The following is a 25,642-nucleotide window of genomic DNA, read 5'->3' on the forward strand; positions in this document are numbered from 1 at the left end:
TTCATGCAGCAAAAAATCAGAATCGGCATCGTCGGCTATGGCAATCTCGGCCGGGGCGTACGTAGCGCAATTGCGCAAAATCCGGACATGGAACTTGTGGCGGTATTCAGCCGTCGCGATCCCAAGTCGCTGGAGCAGCGCGGAGAATCAGTCCGTTTCGTACATATCGCAGACGTCGAGCAATTTCGTAATGAAGTCGACGTGATGATCCTGTGCGGGGGGTCCGCTACGGATCTGCCTGAACAAACCCCTCAGCTTGCTTCGCTGTTCCATACGGTGGACAGCTTCGATACGCATGCCAAGATCCCTGAATTTTTCGATACGGTGAATACGGCCGCTCTCGAAGGCGAACGGGTCAGCGTCATTTCGACGGGTTGGGACCCGGGCTTGTTCTCGATGAACCGACTGCTCGCGGAATCGATCCTGCCTGAAGGCAAGGAATATACATTCTGGGGCAAAGGAGTCAGCCAAGGACACTCCGACGCGATTCGTCGCGTTCCGGGCGTCAAAGCAGGCGTACAATACACGGTGCCTGTCCAAACCGCGATCGACTTGATCCGTTCGGGCGAAACGCCGGAATTGAAAACCCGGGATAAGCATATGCGCGACTGTTACGTCGTTGCCGAAGAAGGCGCGGACGAGAATGCGATTCGCGAAGCGATCGTGTCGATGCCGAACTACTTCTCCGATTACAACACAAGCGTGACGTTCATTACGGCAGAAGAACTGGAGCGCGAGCATTCGGGCATGCCTCACGGCGGATTCGTAATGCGCAGCGGCGTTACGGGAGCCGGCACGAAGCAGCGGATCGAATTCGGGCTGGAGCTGGAAAGCAATCCGGAGTTCACGGCCAGCGTATTGATCGCTTATGCGCGCGCGGCGTTCAAGTTGGCTGCCGAAGGTCAGACGGGGGCGCGGACGGTATTCGATATTCCGCTGGGTCACTTGTCGCCGAAAAGCGCTGCGGAGCTGCGCGCGGAATTGCTGTAGGTCGGATTGCTGTAGATCGAATTGAAAGTCCTATTCGTTGGGGCAAAGCTGGGTCGGCTGCGAGAGAAATTTGTTCAAGGCGCTGTCTCACTCGGAAAAATCGATTAGAATTTTGATTGGAATTTTTCCGAGTTCAAAGGCGTCTTTCACTAAATTTCTCCCTCCGCCTATCGCTTCGCCGGAATAGGGACTTCAACGATATTCAACATTCCGTTTTTTATGGAATGGGTTAAAAGATTAGATCTGCCACCGAACCTTCGGTTCGGTGGGATTATTAAGGGCTGCGGGAGTTTGCAGCTCTTTTCCTCAAATGTAAAGAGGCGACTTCCTTCAAGGAAGGTTATGTACGCGTACGATCCTCGTTTGTTCTCCGGTGTTTCTATTTAGTTTATTCCTTTATCAGATTAACGCTAGAACCCGGTATTTTATAAAAGCACCAATCACCGAAACCCATTTCGAAGGAGCGTGTATTTATGATCGAGACTCAAAACGAAACTGGCTATGCTGAAGCGAAAGCTTATGTCGAATCCGTGTTTGCTACTGTGGTGCGTCGCAATCCTTATGAAGACGAGTTCCATCAGGCCGTACGCGAGATTTTCGATTCGCTCGTTCCTGTGTTTGCCAAGAATCCCCGTTACCGCGAGCACGGTTTGCTTGAGCGCTTGTCGGAGCCGGAGCGTCTGATTTCGTTCCGAGTGCCTTGGGTTGACGATTCGGGTCGGGTACAGGTGAACCGCGGTTTCCGCGTGCAGTTCAATAGCGCGATCGGACCGTACAAAGGCGGCTTGCGCTTCCATCCTTCGGTTAACGCGAGCATCATCAAGTTCCTCGGTTTCGAGCAGGTGCTCAAAAACTCGCTGACCGGCCAGCCGATCGGCGGCGGTAAAGGCGGGTCGGACTTTGATCCGAAAGGCAAATCCGACCTGGAAGTGATGCGCTTCACGCAAAGCTTTATGACGGAGCTGTACCGGCATATCGGTTCGGACGTCGATGTTCCGGCAGGCGATATCGGCGTCGGCGCACGCGAGATCGGTTATATGTACGGTCAATACAAGCGTATCCGCGGGGCAAGCGAAGCGGGCGTACTCACGGGTAAAAACCCGCTGTACGGCGGCAGCTTGGCTCGTACGGAAGCGACAGGTTACGGTTGCGTGTACTTTGTGCAGGAAATGCTAAACGGCGCCGGACTGGACTTCAAAGGCAGCCGCGTGACGGTATCCGGTTCGGGTAACGTCTCGATCTACGCGATTGAAAAAGCGCAAGAGCTTGGCGCGACCGTTATCGCGTGCAGCGACTCCTCGGGCTATGTCCATGACCCGGAAGGCATCAATCTCGCGACGGTAAAACGGATCAAAGAAGCGGGCCGCGGACGCATTTCCGAATACGTGGCCGAGCATCCTCACGCGACGTATACAGAGGGGTGCGAAGGCATCTGGAGCATTGCTTGCGATATCGCGCTGCCGTGCGCAACGCAAAACGAAATCGATGCCGAAGCGGCATCCGGCCTGATTAGCCGCGGCGTCAAAGCGATCGGCGAAGGAGCCAACATGCCGTCCACGCTGGGCGCGATCGAGAATTTCCTCAAAGCCGGCGTTCTGTTCGGTCCCGCAAAAGCAGCCAATGCCGGCGGCGTAGCCGTTTCCGCGTTGGAAATGGCGCAAAACAGCGCACGCCTGTCGTGGACGTTCGAAGAAGTGGATGCGAAGCTGCACCAAATCATGAAGAACATCTATGCGGAATCGACAAAAGCCGCCGAAGAATACGGACAAGCCGGCAACCTGGTCGTAGGGGCCAACATCGCCGGATTCCTGAAGGTTGCCGATGCCATGATCGCTCAAGGCGTGGTTTAATCCGAAGTTTCCTTTCATGTAAAAGAATCGGGCGCTCCATTCCATGACTCTATGAAGCGCACGATTCATCAAAAAACGCGATACCGGCTTTCACCGGACATCGCGTTTTTTGTGTTGGCTGTTCCTGTTTCCTTTTTTAACCGTATACTTCCATTAAATGCGCATCGTGTCCGGACGAAACTCCTTGATCGCCGAACGGATACGCGCAGCATCCCAATTTTCTTCTGCCGTGCGCGCACAAAGCGCCGGAAATTCTTTATCCCCTGCATTACGCAGCGCAATGATCTGAGCGACGCTCAGACGACGATCCAGCTCCCGTCCCGTCAGACGATAATACCGGAAGCTTTCTTCCGCGCGCACGATGCGGTCCTGCGTCTTGGTGGCATATACGCGAATCCGCGTAGCCGCAAACCCAAGGCAGACGACCAGCCCCAGCAGCGTCCAAGCCGGCAAAGCTTCCTCCCCCTGCTGCACTGTGCGCACCAGATTGACAATCGATGCGATCAATACGATCAACAGCAAAGGCAGCGTCACAAAGTGATACGGCCAATCAAAGCGCATGCTGAATTTTTTCGATGATTCCATTCCTTTTCCCCCTTATGAACTTCCGCAAGCTTGAACCGATTGTTGCGGCTATCAAGCTCCATTATAAGCTCTATTACACCGGACGGTACGATCGGCAATCATTTTTCTTCGGGCTCGCAAAAGAACCGATGCAAAAAAGCGATGCTCCGAAATTTCGGAACACCGCTTCAGCTTGACGATAAGCAATTAGAACTTCAGTACGCCAATCGAATACAAGAAGATCAGGATGATCAGCAGCGGGCAAACGTACCGCAGCAGGAACATCCACGTTTTGTAGATGCCGCCTGTAAGACCCGCTTCTTCGCCCGCGCGTTTCCACGCATAGCCGGTGAACAGCGTGATGATCAGACCGCCTACCGGCATCAGAATATAGGACGTGGAGAAGTCGAACAGATCGAAGATCGTTTTGCCGAATACCAGCAGATTGCTCAGGGGTCCGTCAGCGCCTTCGACCGACAGTGCGGAAGGCACGCCGAGCAGGAACGCCAGTCCCGCCATGATGATCGCCGTTTTTTTCCGGCTCCATTTCCATTGTTCCATCGCGTAAGCGACCGGAACTTCAAGGATCGACACGGCCGAGGTCAGCGCGGCGATCGCCAGCAACAGGAAGAAGATGCCGCCGAACAGGAAGCCGAGCGGCATTTGGGCGAAAGCAGCCGGGAGCGCGATGAAGGCCAAGCCTACGCCGCTCGACGGCTCCATGCCGTAAGCGAATACGGTCGGGAAGATCACCAGCCCCGCGATGAACGCGTACAGCAGGTCGCCCGCGCCGATCGCCAGCGTAGCTTTTCCGAGCGATTGATCCTTTTGCACATAAGAGCCGTAGGTCAGCATGCAGCCCATGCCCAGCGACAAAGAGAAGAACGAGTGGCCGAGCGCGATCAGGACCGATTCTTCGTTCAGCTTGGAGAAGTCCGGTTTCAGGAAGAACTCGGCTCCTTCAAGCGCTCCCGGCAGCGTCAACGCGCGTACCATCATGATAAGCAGCAGGATCAGGAAGCCGGGAATCAGAACTTTGTTGAACTTCTCGATTCCGCCGGATACGCCTTTTGCGATAACGTATCCGGTGATAACCATGACGACCGCGCTCCAGAAGATCGGCATATAACCGCCTGCGAAGCCGAGGAACGTCGCCGCGTAATCCATGCTCGTATCGGACAAGGCGCCCGCGAACGATTGGATCATGTAATGCAGCGTCCAGCCGGCGACCACGCTATAATACGACATGATCAAGAACGCCGTAATGATGGAGATCAGGCCGAACCATTTCCAATGCTTTTTGTTCGTCAAGTTAAACAGCGAGGAAGACGCATTGCCCCTGCCGCCCCTGCCGATCGTCATTTCTGCGAGCAGGATCGGCAGTCCGACCACGACCAGACAGATAATGAACAGCAGGAAAAATGCCGCCCCGCCGTTTTCCCCCGTAATGTAAGGGAACTTCCACATATTGCCCAGACCGACCGAACTTCCGATCGCAGCCAGGATAAATCCGTTTTTGGAAAAGCCGGTGCTGCCCTCTCCGAGTCTTTCTCCGGCATTTCCCGATTTCTTATTCAAACCTGCCATACCCCTCCGACCTTTCTGCGTTCGATTCTGCGATGCGGTTTTTCATTTTCTCATGGTAACGAATCAACGCGACATTGTCTATAGTTTGTTGGCGAAGTCAATAACAAAATGAATTTTCAAAAACATGCACGCCTTCTTTTAGCAAAAATAATCCCTTATTATCGGCCTATTCGTCAAAAAAGCTATGCAGCCTTATCCAAGTTTTCGACATCATTTGACGTCTTTTTCTTTTTTATATATGATAACGATTATCATTTGAGCCTAAAGGAGATTTTATATGTTCGTTCGTCCGAAAAAACGTCTTCGCGCCTGCTTGTTTGCGATTTTATTGCCGGCTCTGTTATCGGTCGCGGGCTGCGGCGCTGCCGGTAACCTTTCTTCCGGCAATGCCAATGTGCCCGGCGAAACCGCGGCAGACGCCGACGTAGCGCAAACTGCCGTGAGGAACGTCAACCATCTGAAAGGCGAGAGCGTCATTCCGGCTTCTCCGCAACGTATCGCCTCGCTCGATTACCGGTTGACGGATTTCCTGCTGGCGATCGGCCTCAAACCTTACGCGTCCGGAACGTATCCCGGCGGCGGAATGCCTCCTTACCTTGACTCTTCGCTGCTGGAAGGCGTTCAACCGCTCGGAGACGAGGTGAACCCGGAAGCAGTGCTGAATGCCGCGCCCGACGTTATCTTGGGACGAAAAGCGCACGCCGATTTGTACGATCAGTTGAAGGCGATTGCTCCGACCGTCATCGCCGATTCGCCGTCCGCAGATTGGAAACAAGAGCTTCGTTCGTACGGCGCCATGTTCGGACGCGAAGCGCAGGCGGAAGAATGGCTGAACCGTTACGAGCGCGAAGCCGAAGCGGCAAAAGCGAATATCGCGAAGGTCGTTCCCCCGGGCTCGACGTTCCTTTACTTGCGCATCCTGCCCAAAGAAGTTCGCGTTCACGGACCGAAGCAGGCACTGTCCGACGTCCTTTACGGCGATCTCGGCCTGACGCCAGCCCGAGGCGTCGAAACGTTGGACGACGTCGTTCCGATCTCGCTCGAGGTATTGCCGGATTACGACGCGGATTACATTTTCGTCGAAATCGGCGCTCCGAATACGAACGGCGATCAAGACGCGAACGATAATCGCGGCCGAATCGAGCAGACGTCTGTCTGGAAAAACTTGAAAGCCGTCAAAGCCGGGCACGTATACGAGATGCCTCAATGGGTGATCAGCGAAGCCCCTTATATTAAGGAAGAATCGCTAAAAGCAGTGGAAAAGGCGCTTACGCAACCTTAACGAATATTCGATTCGGCGAAAAAACCGCACAGACCCGCTGGGCGTGTCTTCAAACCTCGCCTGGTACGCGGCACAAAGCACGGGAGCGGACGGTATCCGCTCCTTTTTGGTTTGCGCGCGGGCATGCCTTCGGCTTCTCTTGCGATTCTGCCTTGTTGTCTTCGGAATCTCCGCTTAAAATAGAAAGAATACCGGGTTGTTCGACGATCCATATTCAAGGTAAAGGTGGAATCGAAAATGCCCGTCGGGCCTCTTATTAACGCCCTTGCCGTCCTGTTGGGCGGCATGCTCGGCGCGCTGCTGGGGAATCGGATTCCCGAGCGTCTGCGCGCCAATCTTCCGTTGACTTTCGGTGCCGCCTCGATGGGGATGGGAGTGGCGCTTATTGTCAAAGTCCATACGCTGCCGCCTGTCGTTCTCGCCCTGCTGCTTGGCAGCGTGGTAGGCGAACTGATTCGTCTGGAAAAAGGTATCGAATGGCTGGCCGGCAAAGTACGCGGACCCGTCGATCGTTTGTTTTCCGCAAAATCTGCCGGGCCCGATCCCGATGTCTTCATGCAGCAGTTTGTCGGCATCGTCGTCTTGTTCTGCGCAAGCGGCACGGGAATCTTCGGTGCTTTGAACGAAGGGATGACCGGCGATTACACGGTACTGTTATCCAAGTCGTTCCTCGATTTCTGCACGGCGTTGATTTTTGCCGCGTCGCTCGGATTTATCGTACCGACTGTCGCTCTGCCTCAAGCGATCATTCTGCTAGGATTATTTTTTACTGCCGGATTGATTCTGCCGCTCACCACGCCCGAAATGATCGCGGACTTCTCGGCTGCCGGCGGTATCATTATGCTGGTCACCGGTCTTCGCATCTGCGGGATCAAAGCTTTTCCGGTGGCCAATATGCTTCCGGCACTTATCTTCGTTATGCCTTTATCGCAGCTATGGACAGCCCTGCTGGGCTAACCCTTCCCCGAAAGAGAGGCCTCTCCCATGACCAAACGAACATTGGCGATCAGCGATATTCACGGTGAACTGGATCTGCTGGATCGCTTGCTGAAGCAAACCGAATACGATCCCGCCGTCGATCAGCTTGTGCTGCTCGGCGATTATATCGACCGCGGCCCCAAGTCCATGCAGACGCTGGAGCGCGTGATGGAGCTGCATGCCGCAGGCGCAATCGTGCTCAAAGGCAATCATGAAGACCTGATGCTGCGCGCGCTCGACGGCGGAAGCGAGGACGATTGGAAACGCTGGATCGTCCGCAACGGCGGTTATGTGACGCTGCAAAGCTACGGTTTCGCCGAACGGCAATTAAGGATTGAGACAGGCGAAGCTTTTCGGCAGCCGGAGTTGGATTCCGATACGCTGGAGCGTCATCTGAACTTTGTGCGCAGTCTGCCTGATTACTACGAGACCGATGACTTTATCTGCGTTCATGCGGGAATTCCGCCGGGCAAGACCGCTGCCGAAGCGGACCCCTCCGATCTGATCTGGATCCGCGAGGAATTTCATAAAGGCTACAACGGCGCGAAAAAGGTAATCTTCGGTCATACGCCGACACGCGGCCTGCATGGCGACCCGGACAACAACGACCCCTATTACGGCAGCAACCGCATCATCGGGATCGACGGCGGCGCCGTGTTCGAAGGTCAGCTCAATGCGCTTGCGATCGAGAGCGGGGAGACGTTTTATGTAAAAGCGATTGAAGCGACTTAAAAGCTGAATAGCGCTCGTATGCTAAAAAACATCGCATTGCCGTGAGGCTGCGATGTTTTTTGTGCAAAAAACGAACGTTTAGGCGGTCAGTACTTTTTTTCCTCTTCAAGCGCAGTCAGCACGCAAGCATCTCCGTTCTCCGCAAAACGCCGAGTATAGTCCACCTCGATATCCGGCAACGTTCGTGCTTCAAAGTTAGACGCTCCCGTCGCATCAAGACCCATCATCAGCTCCATTCGAAACACGTATCCGCTGTTGGGCAGCGCAACATAAGCCCCTTCCCATCCGATTCCGTCTCCTCCGGTGCGTTCGCCGACCAGAGTCGCCCAGTCGCTTTCCTTGGCGAAATTAGCCCAAGCTTCCGCTGACGAGAACACGCCTGCATCGACCAGCAAATAAATTCTCCCCTCAAATCCGATCGGTTCGTACGGCGTAATTTGTGCTTGATCTTTGGAGTAACGGTCAAAATCGGTGAATGTTTCGGGAGGGAGACTCGGCAAATGTTCATCCTTCAACTCATCGATTGGCAGAAGCTGCGCATACGAAATCCCCATTTTCGATTCGATAAAAGGTTTGGCAAACTCCCCTCCTCGGAACAATTGATACGTCGTCCATGAACGGGGCTGATTCGTAAGACGCTGCACGATTCGGAACCAGTAATCGCTATCGCCGCCTCCATTTCCGCGGATATCGAAAATGAGCGCGTCCGCGTCCTTCTGCTCCTCAAGAAACGGCAAAATTTGCTTCAAATCCGCCTCTTTCCTTTCGCTCTGCAAACCTGGAATCTTGAGATAAGCCACTCGCCCCTCTTCTAAGGTCTCAAACTTCAAAGGATTTCTTGCTCGAAGCTGTCTGCCTAAAAGCTCTGAAGCGATGCGATACTTGTCCGAAGTTTCCGAATTTGCCGGCTCTTCAGCCTTTTTCCTCTCTACTTCAGAAGCCGACTGCGCTCCCTGATAACGCTCCACAACTTGAGGCTGCTGCAACTGATCCACCCAAGGGCCGTGAGTTCCCCGTTCATCTTGAAGTTGCAGAAATAACCTCAATGCCGACGCATATTCTTCTTTTGACACCATAGCGGTATGCCCGTTTCCCAAACGCCCTAACAACTGTTCGAGAATATTTAAAAATGCCTCATCATCCTCCGAAGCCGCCGCCCTTTGCGCGTAATAGTCTTGCCTGGAAAACCAATCCAACCCCGTTATCCGCTCGCTCAATTCGATATACGGATAATTTTCCTTCATTAGCTTATACAAATATGCAACATCTTCAACTTTCTGGTCCGCCGTCAGCGAATCTTTCTCAGCTTGAGCAATGCGCTCGCTGCTTGTCGTCAACAACAGCTGTACGATCGCTAATCCCAGCATGCCTGTCTTCATCCCCAGCCTCACTCTTTTCGCATCCAATCCCAAAAGTCATCCTTTCGCCCTTTTCTACTAACTTAAAACCCATAATATAGAAGGTACACGAGTAAAAACATTAACTTCCGCACACCCTAATACCTTGACCGCATTCGATTAAAGTTTGCTTCCATCGGAAACACGTACGGTTCAAGCGGGTTTTTGAGGGGCGTAACCTAACTTCTTAAGCGGTCAAGGTACTAATCGTACCTCTCCCGTCACATTTGAAGCGATTCGGATCGTTACATAGATAAGGACACTGAAAGGAGAGGATCACTTGAAGTCGACAAATACCGAAGCCGATTCCGATCAGCAGACCACAATCGAAACGGTAATTGCCCAGGTATTGGCCGGGCGGCGCGAATGCTACGAGACGATCGTTCAAGCCTACGAAAAACAAATTTATGTATACTGCCGCTTGCTGCTCCGGGATCAGACGGAAGCGGAGGACGCGACCCAGGAAGTGTTCATTAAGGCGTATAAGGGACTCGGAAGCTATGAAAAAAGAGCCTCCTTCTCTTCGTGGCTGCACCGAATCGCCTATCATCATTGCTTGGACCGTCTCCGCAGCAGCAAGCGCAGGGAGCGCCTGAACGAAGCCTGCAAAGAACAACTGCGATCCGCACCGCCCAGAACGCATGAACAGGAACAAGCGGTCATTGACCGTCTGTTCGAAGAATTGACTCCCGAAGAACGGAATCTTCTTCTGCTCCGCGCGATCCAGCAGTATACCTTTGAAGAGATTGCCTGCATTACAGGTCGTACGGCGGCTTCCATGCGCAAACAATTCGAACGGCTCAAGAAAAAGTTGGTTCGTCAACATTCTCATCCAGGAGGTATTCCCCATGAAAAAATGGCAAGATCAACCTAAGTCCGATCCCGTAGAAGAGCTGCGTACGGCGCTAAACGATCTCGACATGCCCGCTGAAGGCTTCAGTAATCGAGTGATGCAACAGCTGGAACAAATCGATGCTCGCCCGGGGAAAGAAGCCCCCTTCTCGCCGCCTCGCAAACGAACGGCACGAACAGCGGCAATCGTCGCCTCGGTCGCCGCAGCTGTCAGTCTGGGCGTGCTGGGCAGCGGCTTCGTTTCTCCGGTCATGGCCTCGGCGCTTAAGCATCTTCCGGTGATCGGCAACGTCTTTGCAGACGATACTTACGACAGAGGCATCCAACGAGCCGTCGAAATGGGATATGCGCAGACGCCGAATCTCACGGTAACTCGCGGTGACTTTACGTTTACGGTGACGGATGTTCTTTACGACGGTACGCGGTTGAATCTGGCAATCGAACAGGAGGGCGCTAAGAAAGAAAGTATTATGGCTCCTCTGTCTTCTCGGGCGCATAAGGAAGACCCTAACGATCCGAAAGGAAAAATCTATGGTTTTAACTTGTATATTAACGGCGAACGGATTCCGTCCAATGAAGGGGCATTCGGAGACGAAATCACGCGGCTCGGCTCTTTCTCCGCTGAATTTTACCGCTTGAGCGAAGACTTGGGCGAAGAGTTCGAATTAACAGCCGAACTGGATGTGACCGGAGTCGAAGGCGCGTTTGTGTTTGAAATCCCGATGCGGAAAGCCACGGAAAGCATCGCTAAACTGACGCCGAATCAAAGCCGGGCCAGCAACGGCTTTGAATACAAGGTACGCAGCCTGGAAATAACTCCGATTACGAGTCGCCTTATTGTAGACAGCACAGGGCTTGCGCCGACAGATGAAGCAAACAAAGTCACGAAAATGTATTATGAATTGGTCAACCAGCAGGGAGAATCGATCGAACAGAAAAAGATCGGATTCGATGACGAAGCGCCAAAAACGGCTTATTCGGAGGATGAACTGTTCGAGCCTTTCGACGAGCTTCCGACCTCGGTCACGGTTCGCCCGTACAGTTACGTTCTCGGCGAGAATGGCAAAATCATCAAAGACGAGCAAGACGAACGAGTCAAAGAATATTATCCTGAACTTGAAATGACGTTGGAACTGCCTAATCCTTAATGAACCAAAGCTCCGCGGCAGGTCTCCCCGAAAGAATAGCCGAACGGATCAAAAAGCCTCTTCGCCAGAGTTTGGCGAAGAGGCTTCTATGCGTCGTCTAATACCTTAAACGGACTTGACCGGACTAGATTTGAGGTTCAACGCGGTCCGTCCATCAAGACCGTTCCATATCGGTTCGTTCAACCTGATCGGACAAGCGTAATCCGGAGAAGAGGACGTATAACGGATCGATATGACGCTTAGCGCCCCGAATTGAGAAATTGAGATTTTTAACGGAACGAGGCGACGCTTAGCGGTGGAAAAGGCCGATTTTTGTATCGATTTCATCCGTTTTTCCGGTTTAAGCGTCCCTACGATCCGTGACGGATTTCAGATTGCGAAAATCAGCGTTCTAACGGATATGAGATCCGCCTATTATAGTTCCCGCGGCTGCACGTCAGGCGGGTTCACGGGCTGAATTTCTGGCGGGCTGATCGGCTTCACGTCCGGCGGATCGATCGGTTGAATCTCGGGCGGCGAACCGGGTTGTATGCCGGGCGGCTCCTTCGGCTTAACCTCGGGCCGGTTCGGACGCACGCCCGGCATGTCATCCGGATCGAACTCCGGCGGTGATCCCGGTTGCACGCCCGGAGGATCAGCCGGAACAATCTCAGGTTCCCGACTGGGCTCCGGCTCTACACCTGGCGGTTCCTTCGGGGTAATCTCGGGCGGCTGGTTTGGTTCAAAACCCGGCGGCTGCTTAGGTTCAACTTCAGGATCCGTTCCAGGTTGTGTGCCAGGTGGCTCCTCCGGTATGGGCGCTCCCGGCTCTGGCGGTTCCGATACGCGAATAATATAGAAATCGTTCTTTTCTCCGATATCCTGTTTCATGGTCAATCGCCTCCTCTTGATCGAAATGGCGTTGCGTGAAAGGATCTTTGGGCGTTGATGCCCTGTCGAATCAACGATACCTTCTTTATTACCCTCCCCGCGTACCCAACACGCTCTTTTATTCTTTTCCCGCGCCTTTTACATGTTTAATCACGGTTTCCTTTCACCACTCGTGCCAAGCTCCCGATCCATTGATTTCGATAATAGCCTTTTTCTGAGTGCGACCATGATTGAAGCTCATCGTTCGCAGTTCATAACCCGGCGAATCCAGCGGCAGCAGCTTTTTCCACTTGGCTACCGGATGAGTCGGCTTGCCGGGACGCGTCATATCGACCAGAACCAAGTCTTTATGCAGCATATTCAAACATTGCCCCAGTGTCAGAGACAGCGAATCCGATGAACTTGAAGAAGATTCCAGATGTCTATTCATGATGATTTCTCCTTATTTCGATTTCTGATTTCTTATTTCAAAATCCCTTTTGCCCGCACTTCTTTCAGCCAGCCCGGGAACTCGTTCAGCAACCGGTCATACAACTCCTCGTCGCTGACCCGATCCAGATCGTCCAACGCGAAGAAATCGGCATTGTCGACGAGTCGTCCTTTCAGATCGTCAAGCTGTTCCAGCACGCCGTAGTTCGCATTGCCGAGGCCGACGAACTGCCAGAAGATCGGCTTGTCCGCATGCTTGATCAGCAGCTTGGAGATTTTTTTCGTCTCGTAAATCCCTCCATCGCTGAAAAAGACGATGTAGGTCGGCGTGCGGTCATCCGGGTCTTCCTGCGTATATTTCTTAATGATATCTTCCATGACGACAGGTTCGTTGTTGCCGAAGCCCAGTTTGCTTTTCATGCTCGGACCCGCGTATGTCTTTTTTACATAATCTTCGTATTGATGCTCGTTTACGCTCGGCGCGCGCATCATCTTGGTCGCGAAGAACCACACGTCCAGAATCCCGTCATCGTCCATCTGCGCCGAGACAGCGAGAATACGCTCAAACGCACTTTGAACCGTTCCTTTTTTATACAACTGGCTCATCGAACCAGAAGCGTCGAATACGACGGCAACCCTGGCTTTTTCATGCGCGATGTTTTTCTTCTCCAGCGAGATGCCGACTTTGCGCTTGAGCAGGTCGATCTTGCCGAGGGGCACGGAAGGTTCCGGCGCTTTCGGAGCAGGCGGCGTCGAAGGCTGAGGCGTAGGCGCGGAGGTGGCAGCCGCAGTAGAAGAAGTCGAGGGCGCCGTTTCCTGCACCTCGTCTTCAATCTCCACGCCGTGCGCTTCGGCCAGCGGCTTAAGCCCTCCGTTGAATCCCCGTCCGATCGCACGCAGCTTCAAGCCCGAAGAATGGCGGTACAGCTCCATAAAGACAAGCGAACGCTCCTGCGTGGCTTCCTTGATCTCGTACAAAATCTCGCCGGCGCCCGTCTCCGCGACGATGCGGCATCCTTTAATATCGGCAAAAGTTCCCGCTCCGTCCAATGTGGCCGAGAACACGCATTTGGCGACGGTCGACGGGTCCAGCTCATTCGTTCGAATCGTAAACACGACGCCGTTAGGCCCGGTTCGCTCATAGCGCACATGCCCGCCGGGACTGGCATCCTGATTGTAAAAAATAAAATAATCGTCGGAAGAAACTTTGCCGTTCTCCCCGACCATAAAACAGCTCACGTCCAAGTCGGCCGGCGCGCTATCCCATTTTACATGCACGCGAAGTTCCGTTGTCTGTCCGATCGGTGCGTTGGCACCTGTCGTCAATACTGTTTGAGGTGTTGCCATCTGATCGCCTCCCGAAAAATATTGTGGGTTGTTCCGTATCCATCTACGCAGCATTATAGCATTCAGTAACAGCAATTGCGAAAAATGCCCGGAACATCCATTCCCCTCTTTTTGCGACGAGTTTGCCTGCTGGGCGTACTTCGCGTTTGGTCTTCCTGCTTCCCGGGTTAATGAACGTTCAGGAGCACTTCATTATGTCCATTTATACGCAATAAATAAGCAGCAACAAGGAGGGATATTCATGTGGAGTGCATTGATGTGGGGCGGCATTTCGGCTTCGGCGGTAGTACTCGGGGCGTTGGCTGCCTTATTTGTGCGCATCGGCAAAAAGACCATCGGCTGGATCATGGCTTTCGGCGTCGGGACGCTGATCGGGGCAGCCGCGTTCGAACTGTTGGGCGATGCGCTGGAAGACGGCGGACTGACCGCGACGGCGATCGGCTTTACGGCAGGCGCGCTGGTGTATACCGTGTTCGACCTGATCGTATCCAAGCGCGGCGGCTCCAACCGCAAGCGTTCGGGCAAAGATCAATCCGGCTCGCAGGCGGCAGGCGAAGCGGATCAGAGCGGGCTGGGCATTTTCGCAGGGACGGTAATGGATGCGATCCCGGAATCAATTATGCTCGGCGCAAGCCTATTGGCGGGAAAAGGAATCAGCGTGGTGTTAGTCGTCTCGATCTTCGTCAGCAATATTCCGGAAGGCTTGTCGAGTACCGTCGGCTTGCAAAAAAATGGGTATTCACGCGGTAAAATCTTCATCATGTGGGCAGCGGTACTGCTGGTGTCGGCGTTGGCTTCAATGGGAGGCTACTTGTTCCTCGAACAATTGTCCCCGGAAATGAAAGCGGCGATCGGAGCTTTCGCGGGCGGCGGGATCATCGCGATGCTCTGCTCGACCATGATGCCGGAAGCATTCGAAGAAGGCGGTCCGCTGGTCGGATTTATCGCATCGATGGGATTGTTGACGGCGATTTTGTTGGATACGTTCTCCTGAAAAACTTATGAGAGCTACGTTGTCTTTTTGTCCATGTAGATGGTGTCCTATCTCTCAAACGCATACCCAGATAGCCTAAAAAGCAATGTACACCCTCTATTCAGCTCTTTTCTAGCTTGATTGAGGATATACGTTGCTTTTTTGCTTATGTAGTTGGCTTTATGCTGGATCGGGGTCGATCTACGTTGCTTTTGGTGCAATAAGATTGGCTTATTAACGATTTACAAGCCGCTTCGCTGATGCTATAGTCAATCATACGATCTGGATTCCAGATTGATCTATTTCCAGAATGATCGAAAATCCAGAACGAGTAGAACGGAGGGCTTATCATGACATCGGATCATTCCAAAGAACATCCCCTTATTATTGACGAAAAGCAAAATAAACTGCTGCAAAACGCGTTGCGGATCAAGATCATGCATGCATTATCGCGCGAAGCGATGACATCGAAGCAGGTTGCGGATCTTCTGCGCAAAACGCCCGGCAACATTCATTACCATATCCAACGGTTGTACGAAGGCGGGCTGCTGGAGTTGAGCGATACGCGCAGCGTAGCCGGCATCGTGGAAAAATATTATACCTCGAAAGCCGCCCAGTTCCATTTTCCCGGACGAGCGGAAGGCGACGGTTGGCAGGCGGACGACGATGCGTGGACGGGCGGCAGTCCTTTTTCCGAATATCACGCCACGCGGTTGGATTTGTCGGAAGAAGAAGCCGTTCGTTTCTCGGATGAATTGAAGACGCTTCTGGAAAAGTGGGAACAGAATACCGAAGGCGGGCAGGAGTACGGCGTTAGTATTCGGCTTGGACGGATCGACGGAAAGAAGGAGAAATAAACATGCTATCCGAAGTTGAAAAAAATACGGATGCGGGCAGCAACGCTTCACGATTGTCCGTCTTCCTCTCTCCGATCCGGCGCTCAAAAGCTTTTACCTATCTATGGCTCGGACAATGGATCGCGATGCTGGGAAGCTCAGTGTCGGTACTTATTTTGCCGCTCGTCGTCTACTCGCTGACCGATTCGTCGACCGCGCTCGGACTGGCGATGACCTGCTATATGCTGCCGAATATTTTGGCGCTGCCTTTTGCCGGCTGGATCGTGGATAAAACGGACCGTTTGCGGCTTGTGATGCTGAGCAACGGAGCGCGGTTATGTATTATGCTGCTTGCCGCTGTGTCGATTTTCAGCGGAACTCTGACATTGGAGCGGCTGTATATCGGATTGGTGTTTTACGGCCTGATGGAAGGCGTTTTCAATCCGGCCTACTCGGCTTTGCGCGCGGAAGTATTTACGCCGGATATCCGCAACGCGGCCAACGCGCTGAGCCAGATCAGTATTCAAGGCGTTCGACTGCTCGGCCCGGCGCTCGGCGGCATGCTGGTCAGCGCGGCATCGCCGGGTGCGGGCTTCGCGCTGGATTCGGTGACGTACCTCATCTCGCTGATTTGTTTCGCGATGCTGGGCCGGGTGTTATCCGCGCAAAAAGGGCGAAGCGGTCTGTTCGCGTCGACCAAAACGGCGCGGGCGGAACGTTCGGCACGCGCGAAGGCGCCTTCTTCGATGACGGCAGCATCGGATGCGGTGCCGTCGACTTCGGTCGTAGCCGGCGCGGTCATCGCTCCGTCTTCGGACGCGGCGGAACTCGCGCAAGCCGTGGCCGATCCCGCGGCCGATAAAACGGCTGCGTCCTCCTCCGTCCTGTCCGGCTTCGGCACGGAATTCATGGAAGGCGTTCGCGTGCTGAGCAAGCTGCCGTGGCTATGGATCACCATCGTCGCTTTTTCGCTGCTCAATATTTGCTATACCGGAATTGTCGCGGTGCTTGTGCCGTGGCTGTTCAAGGTTCATCACGGATTGGATACGTCGGTGTACGGCATCGCGATGGCGGGAACGGCAGTCGGAGCGATTCTGGCGGCGGTACTGTTCGGATCGAAAAAGGATTGGAAACGCCGCGGATTGGTCGCTTACGGCGGAGCGCTGCTGGGCGGAGTGGCTTTGCTGTTGCTGTCGGTCGTGACCTGGGTACCGGGGCTTGTGATGGCAATGGTGCTGGAAGGCTTCGGCATGATGATGTTCATGATTATTTGGGAGATCAGCTTGCAGGAGCTGGTGCCTGCCGAAAGCTTCGGGCGCGTGGCAAGTCTCGATATGTTGGGATCTTTCGCGCTGCTTCCGGTAGGGTATCTCATTGTCGGGCATCTGGCGGATACGATCGGCGGGATTCCGACGATCGCGATTTTTGCGGGGGCGGGGATTCTTATTTTGCTGGTGGCGCTGTGTTCGCCGCATATCCGACGGTTCAACTGAGGGGGAGTGAGCGTATAGGTGGCGCCGGGAGCCGGTTTCGACCTGCGCTTCATTGTCCTTTTCCCCTTGGGCAAAGGCGCTTCGGTTCGAAACCGGCTCCCGGCTGGGCTATACGGGGGATGGGGCAAGAAAAGATAAGAGAAAATAAGAAAAGATAAAGGATATGGATTTAAAAACGTTCCGCTTGGCTTTTCGGCCAGGCGGAACGTTTTTTTATGAGACAACTTGGCTTGGAAAAGAGGCGTTCGGCATTTGAAAAATCACGGCTTTCAGAAGGCCTTTGGACACTCTCTGCTTTATTAGCTTGGAGCTCTGGCTCTGGGAACTTAAACTTCTTTTCGATCGAATAATAGGATTTGTGCGGTTGAAAGTATGGTCGCGCTGCCGATTAGGATGCCGGCGCCCATAGCCAATTGCCCGAAAGCGATCTCCGATCCGATAATGCTTTTGTATAGAGCGGCGTATTCGGTCAGGAACATCGGGGAGATTGCCGGGAATGCCAAGGCAAGTCCGTTCAATGCAACGAGCAGTACGATGCCGAGCAGGAAGCCGGAGGTTGCGCTGCGGGCTAGGGTTGAAGCGAAAGCTGCGACTGTGCTGATTGCGGCTATAGGCAGCAGGGTTACGATATAGGCACCGAGTATGGTGAACAGATTCAAGTCGCCAAGACTTGCGCCGGATAGTAAAGCTGCTGTCAGGGACAGGATCAGTAGAATCGCCAGCAGGCCAGCTTGATAGACGAGCATCGCGCTTACTTTGCCGATGGCAAGCGCAGGGCGACTTACCGGGCGGGTCAGCGGGATCTTCAGTTCGCCGCGTTCTCGTTCTCCGGCGAACAGGTCGGCTGCCAGCATACAAGCCACGAGCGGGAGAATGACGGAAGCTGCGAGCGAGAGCAAGGTGTACGGCAGATTTTCCGGGGAGAAGCGGATCAAGCTGCCCGCATTGCCGTTTAGCAAGAGCATCACCAGCGGAACTATAGCGACGAGCACGGGAACAGCGCGATATTTGAATTGGGCTAGAATCTTATACAGTTCAACTTCCGCCGTACGCCGGATCATTCCGCTAAGCGTAGGGCCGTTTCCCTGTCTGACTCCTGCTGGAGCACTGAAATTTGCCGATGGATTTGCCCCAGTTGTTGCCTTTTTCATCACACTCGTTCCTATTCGGGTCGCAGCATTTTCCTTCATAGCTTCGTTACCGGGTCTACTCATATCGCTTCCCTCCCATCCGCATTTGTCACTCTCAAGTAATAACGCTCAATGCTTCCATACTGCTCCAACACCTGCGGCACGGACGCGGTATCGACCAATACGCCTTCGCGCAGCACCGCAACATGAGTGCATAGCTGCTCCATCTCATGTGCCAGGTGGCTCGACAGAACGACCGCGCTGCCCCGCTCCCGTTCTTGCAGCAGCAGTTCGCGGAACATCGCGGTTCCTTCGATATCCATGCCGTTTGTCGGTTCGTCCAGCACCAGCAGCTCCGGCTGCGGCAGCAGCGCGGAAGCCAGCGCCAGACGCTGCTTCATGCCGACCGAGAATTTGCGCACTTTTTCTTTGCGATAAGGCAGTAATCCTACACGCTCTAATAGCGGTTCGACCCTCGCCGCATCGAAGCCTGGGTAGAAGCGGCCCGTCAGCCGGAGATTCTGCTCCGCCGTCAAATACGGATACAGCCCGGGTGTCTCGATCATGCAGCCCGTCCGTTCCAAAATGGCGGGAAGGTCTTCCGCGGGGTCCATGCCGAGCAGCGAGAGCGTGCCCGCATCCGGTGTAAGCAGCCCCGTCATGGCTTTCATCGCCGTCGTCTTGCCGCTGCCGTTCGGGCCGAGCAGCCCCAATACCTGGCCGGCTTCAACTTCGAACGACAACTGATCGATACCGCGCCGATTGGCATACTTCTTGGTCAGGTTTTCTATGCGAACGATGGTCATGGGTAAACTCCTCTCTTATTGTGAACGGTCGCTGCCGAAAGGCCCGTGACCGAATTTGCCGTGGCCCGACTCCAGATCGACTTCTTCGACATTTTTGCCCGTCACGTCGATATCTTGCGGAACCGTGCTGCCGATGTTGCTGAAGGCGCTATCGATCGAAGCTTCCAGCTCAACCTTTTGCCCATCCTTGTCCAGACCGGATACGCCGATCGTCGTTGTCAGAGCCGTAATCGTACCGTCCGTTACCTTAGCGTCCAGACGAACTTTTTCCACGCGACCGTTCGACGTGATTGGGAACAACGAAGCTCCGTCAAAGTCCGACCATTCCGACTGCCACTGCGCTTCTTCGCTCAGGCGATCCGTGCCATGCTGCGCGCCTGCTTCCAGCACCGCGTTCATCGCGAGGTTCGCCAGTTCCGGAATTTGCGCATCCGTCAGACTCAGCGTGATCGTATCTCCATTTTCCGTAAAGCGGTTTTTGATGTCGCCCAGCAGCAGATCGCTCGCCGCTTCCGCCAGTCGGATCGCGCTTGGCGAAGTTTCGAAGTCCGGCTTCTCGCTAAGTTCTTCGCCCGAAGCGTCCACGGAGTAGTATTGATCGCCTTTACGCAGAATCAGCTTGTCGCCGTCCGTGGACTGCTCGACCGCAAGGGTGTGGCCGCCGATCTCGAATTGTCCCGACGAGTAGAGGTCTTCGCCTGCCGATTGGACTTCCAATTTACCGCTCGCCGTAACCGCGCCGTTTTGCGTCACTTGGATATTGGAAGTCAGTGTCGAGTTGTCGATTGCCGCTGTCTTCACGACTGCCGTGCGGAAGTTGTCATAAGCGCTGCCATTCGCATAGGCCGCCGCTCCGAGACTTGCCGTTACGATCATGCCTGCCGCCATTACGCCGATTGTTTTGTTGCGCGTGCTTTTTTTCATCCCAATCTCTCCTCTTGTTTGTAAAGTTGTGTGTTTCCTTTGCCTACTCATATCCTACAGCGGAGGGATAAACGGAACTTTCAACGTTTCTAAACAAAAGTTAAACCATCCGTAAATATTCGTTCAAACGCTTTCTTTTCTTCATACAAAAAGGACCTCCGTCTACGCTCCACATTCTGCGCACGGAAGTCCTTGATCTCCATTTTCCCGACATACCTTATGCTTTAAAACGATACCCCGCGCCCCAAACGGTCTGGATCACTTTGGGATCGCCCGGATTTTCTTCGATCTTGTCGCGCAGCCGGTTGATATGTACCGCCACCGTCGCGCTGTCGCCGATCGCGTCATAGCCCCAAATTCGTTCGTACAACGTTTCTTTGCTCAACACCATATCGACATGCTCGACCAGAAATAGCAGCAGCTCGTATTCTTTGTTTTTGAGCGTCAGCTCTTCGCCTCGCACATAGACTCTCCGCGACTGGGGCCGGATCGTGATCTGTCCGACTTTCAGTTCGCCGCCGTCCGTAGGCGCTCCGCCCCGGTTCCGCAACCGCTCGTATTGAGCCAGGTTTGCTTTCACGCGCGCAACCAACTCACCGGGAGAAAAGGGTTTTACGATATAATCGTCCGCGCCCAGCCCGAGTCCACGAATCTTGTCGATGTCTTCCTGGCGCGCCGTTACCATAAGAATCGGCACGTCCACCGTTTCCCGCAGCTTTCGGCAGACGGCGAACCCGTCCGCGCCCGGTAACATGACGTCGAGCAGAATCAGGTTGAACTCGCCGCTCCCCCCTCGATCCATCCCTGCCGGGCCGTTATCGACGATCTCCACTTCAAAACCGTCAATCTCCAAATAATCCCGTTCGATCTCCGCAATTGCGCTATCGTCCTCGACGATCAGAATCTTTTTTCCGTTAGACACGTCTGCTTCCTCCTTCTGCATCGCTAATCGGCAATTCGATCACGATCCGCAGCCCGCCGCTTGTCGCATGCTCCGCGTGAATCGTTCCGTCCATAAAGGTAATCGCCTTTTCCGAGATCGCCAATCCCAGGCCGCTGCCCCGATTCGGACTGTTGCGCGAAGCATCGCTGCGGTAAAAGACGTCGAACAGCTTCGGCAACGCCTCATCCGTCACCCCCGGCCCGTCATCTTCGATGGCAATCCGCAGGGTATCGCTGCGTCTGGTTGCCTCTACCGATACGGTGACTTCCGGCTGTTCTTTGTATTTCAAGCTATTTTCCACGATATTCGCCAACACCCGCCGGAACTGAACCGGATCGGCATGCAGCGTCAGTCCTTTTTCCAACTTGCCGATATGGATCTTCAACCCTTCATGCGCATGCTCTTCGGCAGTCGCTCGGAAAAAGCCTTCCAACTCTTCGCGCGCGTCCAGATCCTCCGGGTAATTCGGGTAATCGCCCAGATCCATTTTCGAAAAAAGGAACAACCGCGAGACCATATGATCGATATCTTCGGCTTTGGTCTTGATCATGTTCACGTAGCGGTGCTGGGATTCCTTGGTCGCCGCCACGCCGTCCAACAACCCTTCCGCGTACGCTTTGATCGAAGTCAGCGGGGAACGCAGATCGTGCGAGATGCCGGCGAGCAATTCTTTGCGGTTCATCTCCTGCTTCTGCACCGCCCAGACGGATTCCTTCAAGCGCCCTGCCATTTCGTTAAAGGCTTCGCATACCGGGCGGAATTCGTCTTTGCGTTTGTATTGAATGCGATAGTCGAGATTACCGTCGCGGATCTGGTTCACGCCGTCGGACAGAATCTTCAGCGGATCGCGAATATGCCGGAATACGAAACGGGTCAGGAATTGGCTGGTGAAAAACAAAACGGCCAACATACCCAGAATGATCCCGATCGGAATCCAGCCGTCGTTTTGCCCATGAACGCTTTCTTCCTCGGCGATGATGCGTGTGCTGTACAGTTCGATGCGGTAGATGCTGCCCAATCCTTCAGAGTCCGTCACATAGAGCTCGCGGCCGTTCTGGCCGATAAGTCCGGTTCCGCCGAGCGAGGCCAGGCCTTGTGCGAGCTTCGCGGCGTCAAAAGGCTCCGTACCGAGCGAATAGCGCAGCGTTCCCGTGCCGAGTTCGGTTTCGGAATCCGTCGGCGCATCCGTTTCGTACACGCGCAGCGACATATCGTTGTTCGTCAGCAGCTCGTCGACGCGTTTCATCATGAACTCAAGCCTGCCTGTATCCGTATCCGGATTTTCCAAAAAGGCATGAGCGGCTTCCATGACAGAATCGCGCGCGTCGTAATAATCTTTGTCGCTGCCGAATTCGAAATCAAACTCCCTCCAAAGCAGCAGCGCCAGCAAAATAGACAGCATGATCGCCAACACGATCGGAATGACGATCATTAGGATATTGGATATGAATAGTCTTCGTTTAATAGTCATGAACAATCTCCCGCTTTCGCTTGGGTTGGACGCGTGGCCGCTCTGTCATATTACGGACGGCTTTCGCTTGGATTGCGGAAACAGAGCTGAGCGAATCCGTTTGCCGCACGCGTTGTTATCCTCTGAATGATAGCATGCCGGGATAACGAAGGGCTAAACGAGATTTTAACAAAAGATAAACTAATACTCTCAAGCTGATTGTTCGGCAAGAAAAGGATGGAATGCTCAGTTGAAGAGTTTCTGCCGAGAAGCGGCTTGTGCTATACTTTTCTCATTGATAAACGACCGAGCGACGAAGAACGTCCTCCCGGCATTGGGCCGAGAGGACGTTTTTTTGCGTTTGGGGGACTTAAGGAGGATGAGCAAATGGCGGATAAGATGAACAGAATGAAGAACAAGATCGAACAGAACAAGACCAAGCATTCAGTGAAACGTTCAAACCCGATATCCGAAGTCGAACCGGGTTTTGGATTCGAATCGGCGCACGCCACATTTTTACGGCAACATCTGAACCTTCGCTCCGGCGAGCGTCGGGGCCGACTGGAACGCGGACATCAATATGCGGAGAAACTGTTTTTGGAAAAGGTATGGTGGCCGCTTATAGGTAACTTCGATCATCTGCATCCCGAATACGAAATCTACGATTGGAATCGCCGTTCGCAATTTCTCGATTTTGCTTTTATTACGGCGAACGGCGATCAAATCGGCATTGAATGCGACGGTTTTCAGAGTCACATCAAAGACATGGACCGTGAACGTTTCAGCTATGCGCTCAACCGCGATACTTTTCTCACAGGGATGGGTTGGAAAATGCTGCACTTCGCCTTCGATGATATCCAGCGCCGCCCGGAAGTGTGCCGGATGCTGCTGCAAATGAGCGTGATGCCGATCATGGCAGGAACGTCCGCAAACCCAACACTTACTCCGATGCAAAAAGACGTATTGAAGTTGGCTTGGCGGTTGGGAAGGGCGATTCGGCCGAAGGACGTGATGGAGGTGTATGATCTCAGTTTCCGACCTGCCAGAAATGTGCTGACTCAGCTCGTCGGATTAGGATTGATAACTCCACGCGACAATGGTAAACAAATCCGCGGTTACGAGTTGAGCACAAACGCAAAATTTCCTTCTTTTCTGTTAAGTTGATCTGTAAAATCAAAAAACTTCCTAAATCTATTCTCCGCAACAGAGTGTAGTTTAGGAAGTTTTTTATCATCTCTATAAAGAAATCGGCTTGTAGAACCAACTTACTCTCTTTCTTGTTGCTACATTGACTAGAAAGCAACGTGGCGCATTTAAAAACTCAGTCATTTGCGTTACGTTGCTTTTTAAGCAATGTGACGTTCTTTTTTATCCTCAAAACACCGCTATTTCTTGTCTAGGTTGAACAAAAGGTAATCTAGCAGTTTTGAACAAGGAATTCCGAGCTCTACATTGCTTTTTGGACAACGTGAGTAGCTTGATTAAAATAAAATCTGGCGCCGAGAGGTATGCTTACACCTTCGCCGCCGCTCCATTCCCGCGACTGCTTTCGCCGCTACCCTCTTCATCTCCCCGCCGCTTGCGCGTCAGCAACCGCCATCCGGTTAGCAATGCACCCACGACGCAAATGGAAGCCGAAACGGTAAAGACGATATGCATGCCGGTGAGGAAAATATCCGGGCGATCCGGGATCAGGCCCGTTACCCGGTAGCCGGCCTGGTTGCTCATCACGCCGAACAACGTGGTCGTCGCGACCGCGATCCCGACCACCATGCCGAGGTTGCGGATCAACGAATTGACGCTGCCCGCCACACCGAGGCGCGGTCGCGGAACGGTCGACATCACCAGCGAGTTGTTGGGCGACTGGAACATGCCGCCGCCCAAGCCCAGCAATGCGATGAACGCGCCCACCGCAATCAACGTGCTGCCTTCATGCAGCGAAGCGAGACCGGCTTGAGCGCCGACCATCAGCAGCAGGCCGATGAAGGTCAGCCACTCGGAGCCGAACCGGTCGGACATCGCGCCGCTGATCGGAGCGATCACGACCATCACCAGCGGATAAATCATCATCATCCAACCCGCGTTGCTCGGCGACAAACCGACAATCGATTGCAGGTAAAACGGCGCGATGATGTTGTAGCAGAACATGCTCACGAACACCAGGAAGCCGCACAAAATGCTCAACGTGAACAAAGGATTCCGAAACAGGCTCAGATCCAGCATCGGCTCGCCGATTCGCGATTCCACGCGCAAGAACAGCAAGAACGAAGCCACCGCGAACACCAACAATCCGATAATTCGCCAGTCGCCGTACCCGATCTCCTGCCCCAGCAGAATGGCCGCGATCAGCGAAACGATAAACCCGGCAAACAGCAGGCTTCCGCCGCCGTCGATGCTTTTTTTGGAAATGCGGATATCGCCCGGCAGCAGCTTGGCCCCGAGCAGGATCGCAATCACTCCGATCGGCACGTTAATCCAGAAGATCGACTCCCAACCCAACGAACTGACCATAATCCCGCCGATTCCCGGACCCGCGATACTGCCGAGCGAGACGAACGTGCCGACCAGGCCGAGCGCTTTGCCGCGTTCGTTGGCCGGGAAGATATCGGTCACGATGCCCTGACTGTTCGCCATGGTCATCGAAGCTCCGATCGCCTGAATAATGCGCGCTGCGATCAAAGTGGCCAACGACCCGCTTAACCCGCATAACAGCGAGCCGACGACGAACACAACCGTGCCGATCTGAAAAACGCGAATTTTTCCGAAAATATCGCCCAACCGACCGAACAGCAAAATAAACGAACAGATCGCCATCAAATAGATGCTCGATACCCACTGCGCATGTCCGAGCTGCAAGCCGAGGTCGCCGGTAATCGTAGGCAGCGCCACATTGACGATACTCCCGTCGAGCGTCGCCATGAACGTAAATAAATTAAGAATAATCAGGATGCGCCAGCGGCGCTGCTGCACCCGGGGATCGTCCTGATACGAAGAAATAGCCGGATTCACGTTTACACCTCCGCTTATTGGTTGCGTGCGCAACGAGTTAACTCGTACAGTG

23 protein-coding genes are annotated in these 25,642 nt (G+C 53.8%); 11 read left to right on the top strand and 12 right to left on the bottom strand.

From position 1 onward, the window contains the following. Window positions 1–3: 3 nt before the first annotated feature. Both SACSAC_RS22385 and gdhA read left to right on the top strand, forming a co-directional pair. Window positions 4–990 carry a diaminopimelate dehydrogenase gene (locus SACSAC_RS22385; RefSeq protein ID WP_037290527.1) on the top strand — a complete coding sequence of 329 codons (987 nt, stop codon included), beginning with the start codon at window positions 4–6 and terminating at the stop codon, window positions 988–990. Window positions 991–1,463: 473 nt separating this feature from the next. Beyond that, a complete protein-coding gene (gdhA, locus tag SACSAC_RS22390) occupies window positions 1,464–2,840 on the top strand; it encodes an NADP-specific glutamate dehydrogenase (protein ID WP_037290530.1) in 1,377 nt (458 codons plus the stop codon). 153 nt (window positions 2,841–2,993) lie between these two features. Here gdhA and SACSAC_RS22395 read toward each other — a convergent pair whose 3' ends face one another. Together SACSAC_RS22395 and SACSAC_RS22405 are read right to left on the bottom strand one after the other, a co-directional pair. Beyond that, a complete protein-coding gene (locus tag SACSAC_RS22395) occupies window positions 2,994–3,425 on the bottom strand; it encodes a DUF6526 family protein (RefSeq protein WP_037290533.1) in 432 nt (143 codons plus the stop codon). A 186-nt stretch (window positions 3,426–3,611) separates the two neighbouring features. Further along, complete coding sequence (locus SACSAC_RS22405) at window positions 3,612–4,991, bottom strand: sodium-dependent transporter (RefSeq protein WP_037290540.1); 1,380 nt, start codon at window positions 4,989–4,991, stop codon at window positions 3,612–3,614. 277 nt (window positions 4,992–5,268) lie between these two features. Between SACSAC_RS22405 and SACSAC_RS22410 the strand changes: the two genes are divergently transcribed. The 3 genes from SACSAC_RS22410 to SACSAC_RS22420 all read left to right on the top strand — a co-directional run bounded on the left by SACSAC_RS22410 (window position 5,269) and on the right by SACSAC_RS22420 (window position 7,983). Beyond that, window positions 5,269–6,273, top strand: coding sequence for an ABC transporter substrate-binding protein (locus SACSAC_RS22410; protein WP_037290543.1), 1,005 nt, complete (start codon window positions 5,269–5,271; stop codon window positions 6,271–6,273). Window positions 6,274–6,510: 237 nt separating this feature from the next. Further along, a complete protein-coding gene (locus SACSAC_RS22415) occupies window positions 6,511–7,230 on the top strand; it encodes a DUF554 domain-containing protein (RefSeq protein ID WP_037290546.1) in 720 nt (239 codons plus the stop codon). A 27-nt stretch (window positions 7,231–7,257) separates the two neighbouring features. Then, the gene (locus SACSAC_RS22420; protein ID WP_037290549.1) at window positions 7,258–7,983 is read left to right on the top strand and encodes a metallophosphoesterase family protein; all 726 of its coding nucleotides are present in this window, start codon (window positions 7,258–7,260) and stop codon (window positions 7,981–7,983) included. Window positions 7,984–8,069: 86 nt separating this feature from the next. Here SACSAC_RS22420 and SACSAC_RS27370 read toward each other — a convergent pair whose 3' ends face one another. After that, entirely contained in the window at window positions 8,070–9,389 is a 1,320-nt protein-coding gene (locus SACSAC_RS27370; RefSeq protein WP_156951066.1) for a S41 family peptidase, read from the bottom strand. Window positions 9,390–9,660: 271 nt separating this feature from the next. On the opposite strand from SACSAC_RS27370, the gene SACSAC_RS22430 reads away from it, so the two are divergent. Together SACSAC_RS22430 and SACSAC_RS22440 are read left to right on the top strand one after the other, a co-directional pair. Then, entirely contained in the window at window positions 9,661–10,254 is a 594-nt protein-coding gene (locus SACSAC_RS22430) for an RNA polymerase sigma factor (protein WP_037290551.1), read from the top strand. Next, window positions 10,229–11,380, top strand: a complete 1,152-nt coding sequence (locus SACSAC_RS22440) for a DUF4179 domain-containing protein (protein WP_051507329.1) — start codon at window positions 10,229–10,231, stop codon at window positions 11,378–11,380. The genes SACSAC_RS22430 and SACSAC_RS22440 overlap by 26 nt, the downstream gene beginning before the upstream one ends. 414 nt (window positions 11,381–11,794) lie before the next feature. Here SACSAC_RS22440 and SACSAC_RS22445 read toward each other — a convergent pair whose 3' ends face one another. From SACSAC_RS22445 to SACSAC_RS22455, 3 genes are all read right to left on the bottom strand, one after another. Next, the gene (locus SACSAC_RS22445; RefSeq protein WP_037290559.1) at window positions 11,795–12,250 is read right to left on the bottom strand and encodes a hypothetical protein; all 456 of its coding nucleotides are present in this window, start codon (window positions 12,248–12,250) and stop codon (window positions 11,795–11,797) included. Window positions 12,251–12,413: 163 nt separating this feature from the next. Further along, complete coding sequence (locus SACSAC_RS22450) at window positions 12,414–12,680, bottom strand: hypothetical protein (RefSeq protein ID WP_051507330.1); 267 nt, start codon at window positions 12,678–12,680, stop codon at window positions 12,414–12,416. Window positions 12,681–12,712: 32 nt separating this feature from the next. Further along, window positions 12,713–14,026 carry a VWA domain-containing protein gene (locus SACSAC_RS22455; RefSeq protein WP_037290561.1) on the bottom strand — a complete coding sequence of 438 codons (1,314 nt, stop codon included), beginning with the start codon at window positions 14,024–14,026 and terminating at the stop codon, window positions 12,713–12,715. A gap of 241 nt (window positions 14,027–14,267) precedes the next feature. Here SACSAC_RS22455 and SACSAC_RS22460 point away from each other — a divergent pair, with 241 nt between their 5' ends. The 3 genes from SACSAC_RS22460 to SACSAC_RS22470 all read left to right on the top strand — a co-directional run bounded on the left by SACSAC_RS22460 (window position 14,268) and on the right by SACSAC_RS22470 (window position 17,328). After that, on the top strand, window positions 14,268–15,020 hold the full coding sequence (locus SACSAC_RS22460) for a ZIP family metal transporter (RefSeq protein ID WP_037290563.1): 753 nt from the start codon (window positions 14,268–14,270) through the stop codon (window positions 15,018–15,020). A 329-nt stretch (window positions 15,021–15,349) separates the two neighbouring features. Continuing rightward, window positions 15,350–15,856 carry a winged helix-turn-helix domain-containing protein gene (locus tag SACSAC_RS22465; protein ID WP_037290565.1) on the top strand — a complete coding sequence of 169 codons (507 nt, stop codon included), beginning with the start codon at window positions 15,350–15,352 and terminating at the stop codon, window positions 15,854–15,856. A 2-nt stretch (window positions 15,857–15,858) separates the two neighbouring features. Next, window positions 15,859–17,328 carry an MFS transporter gene (locus SACSAC_RS22470; protein WP_037290567.1) on the top strand — a complete coding sequence of 490 codons (1,470 nt, stop codon included), beginning with the start codon at window positions 15,859–15,861 and terminating at the stop codon, window positions 17,326–17,328. 326 nt (window positions 17,329–17,654) lie between these two features. Here SACSAC_RS22470 and SACSAC_RS22475 read toward each other — a convergent pair whose 3' ends face one another. The 5 genes from SACSAC_RS22475 to SACSAC_RS22495 all read right to left on the bottom strand — a co-directional run bounded on the left by SACSAC_RS22475 (window position 17,655) and on the right by SACSAC_RS22495 (window position 22,602). Next, the gene (locus tag SACSAC_RS22475; protein WP_084778283.1) at window positions 17,655–18,542 is read right to left on the bottom strand and encodes an ABC transporter permease; all 888 of its coding nucleotides are present in this window, start codon (window positions 18,540–18,542) and stop codon (window positions 17,655–17,657) included. Then, window positions 18,539–19,264, bottom strand: a complete 726-nt coding sequence (locus SACSAC_RS22480) for an ABC transporter ATP-binding protein (RefSeq protein ID WP_037290571.1) — start codon at window positions 19,262–19,264, stop codon at window positions 18,539–18,541. The genes SACSAC_RS22475 and SACSAC_RS22480 overlap by 4 nt, the downstream gene beginning before the upstream one ends. A gap of 15 nt (window positions 19,265–19,279) precedes the next feature. Next, the gene (locus tag SACSAC_RS22485; RefSeq protein ID WP_037290573.1) at window positions 19,280–20,188 is read right to left on the bottom strand and encodes a hypothetical protein; all 909 of its coding nucleotides are present in this window, start codon (window positions 20,186–20,188) and stop codon (window positions 19,280–19,282) included. Between the two features lie 217 nt (window positions 20,189–20,405). Continuing rightward, window positions 20,406–21,110: a response regulator transcription factor gene (locus SACSAC_RS22490; protein WP_245608678.1), complete on the bottom strand. Its 705-nt coding sequence runs from the start codon at window positions 21,108–21,110 to the stop codon at window positions 20,406–20,408. Beyond that, a complete protein-coding gene (locus SACSAC_RS22495; protein ID WP_037290577.1) occupies window positions 21,103–22,602 on the bottom strand; it encodes a sensor histidine kinase in 1,500 nt (499 codons plus the stop codon). Before SACSAC_RS22495 ends, SACSAC_RS22490 begins: the two co-directional genes overlap by 8 nt. A 366-nt stretch (window positions 22,603–22,968) precedes the next feature. On the opposite strand from SACSAC_RS22495, the gene SACSAC_RS22500 reads away from it, so the two are divergent. Next, the gene (locus SACSAC_RS22500) at window positions 22,969–23,745 is read left to right on the top strand and encodes a hypothetical protein (RefSeq protein ID WP_342666484.1); all 777 of its coding nucleotides are present in this window, start codon (window positions 22,969–22,971) and stop codon (window positions 23,743–23,745) included. A gap of 348 nt (window positions 23,746–24,093) precedes the next feature. Here the strand turns inward: SACSAC_RS22500 and SACSAC_RS22505 are convergent, their stop codons facing one another. Beyond that, complete coding sequence (locus SACSAC_RS22505) at window positions 24,094–25,590, bottom strand: MFS transporter (protein WP_051507332.1); 1,497 nt, start codon at window positions 25,588–25,590, stop codon at window positions 24,094–24,096. Window positions 25,591–25,642: the final 52 nt, after the last annotated feature.

Origin of the sequence: Saccharibacillus sacchari DSM 19268 (assembly GCF_000585395.1) — a bacterium.
In the GTDB taxonomy this organism is placed as follows: Bacteria; Bacillota; Bacilli; order Paenibacillales; family Paenibacillaceae; genus Saccharibacillus; species Saccharibacillus sacchari.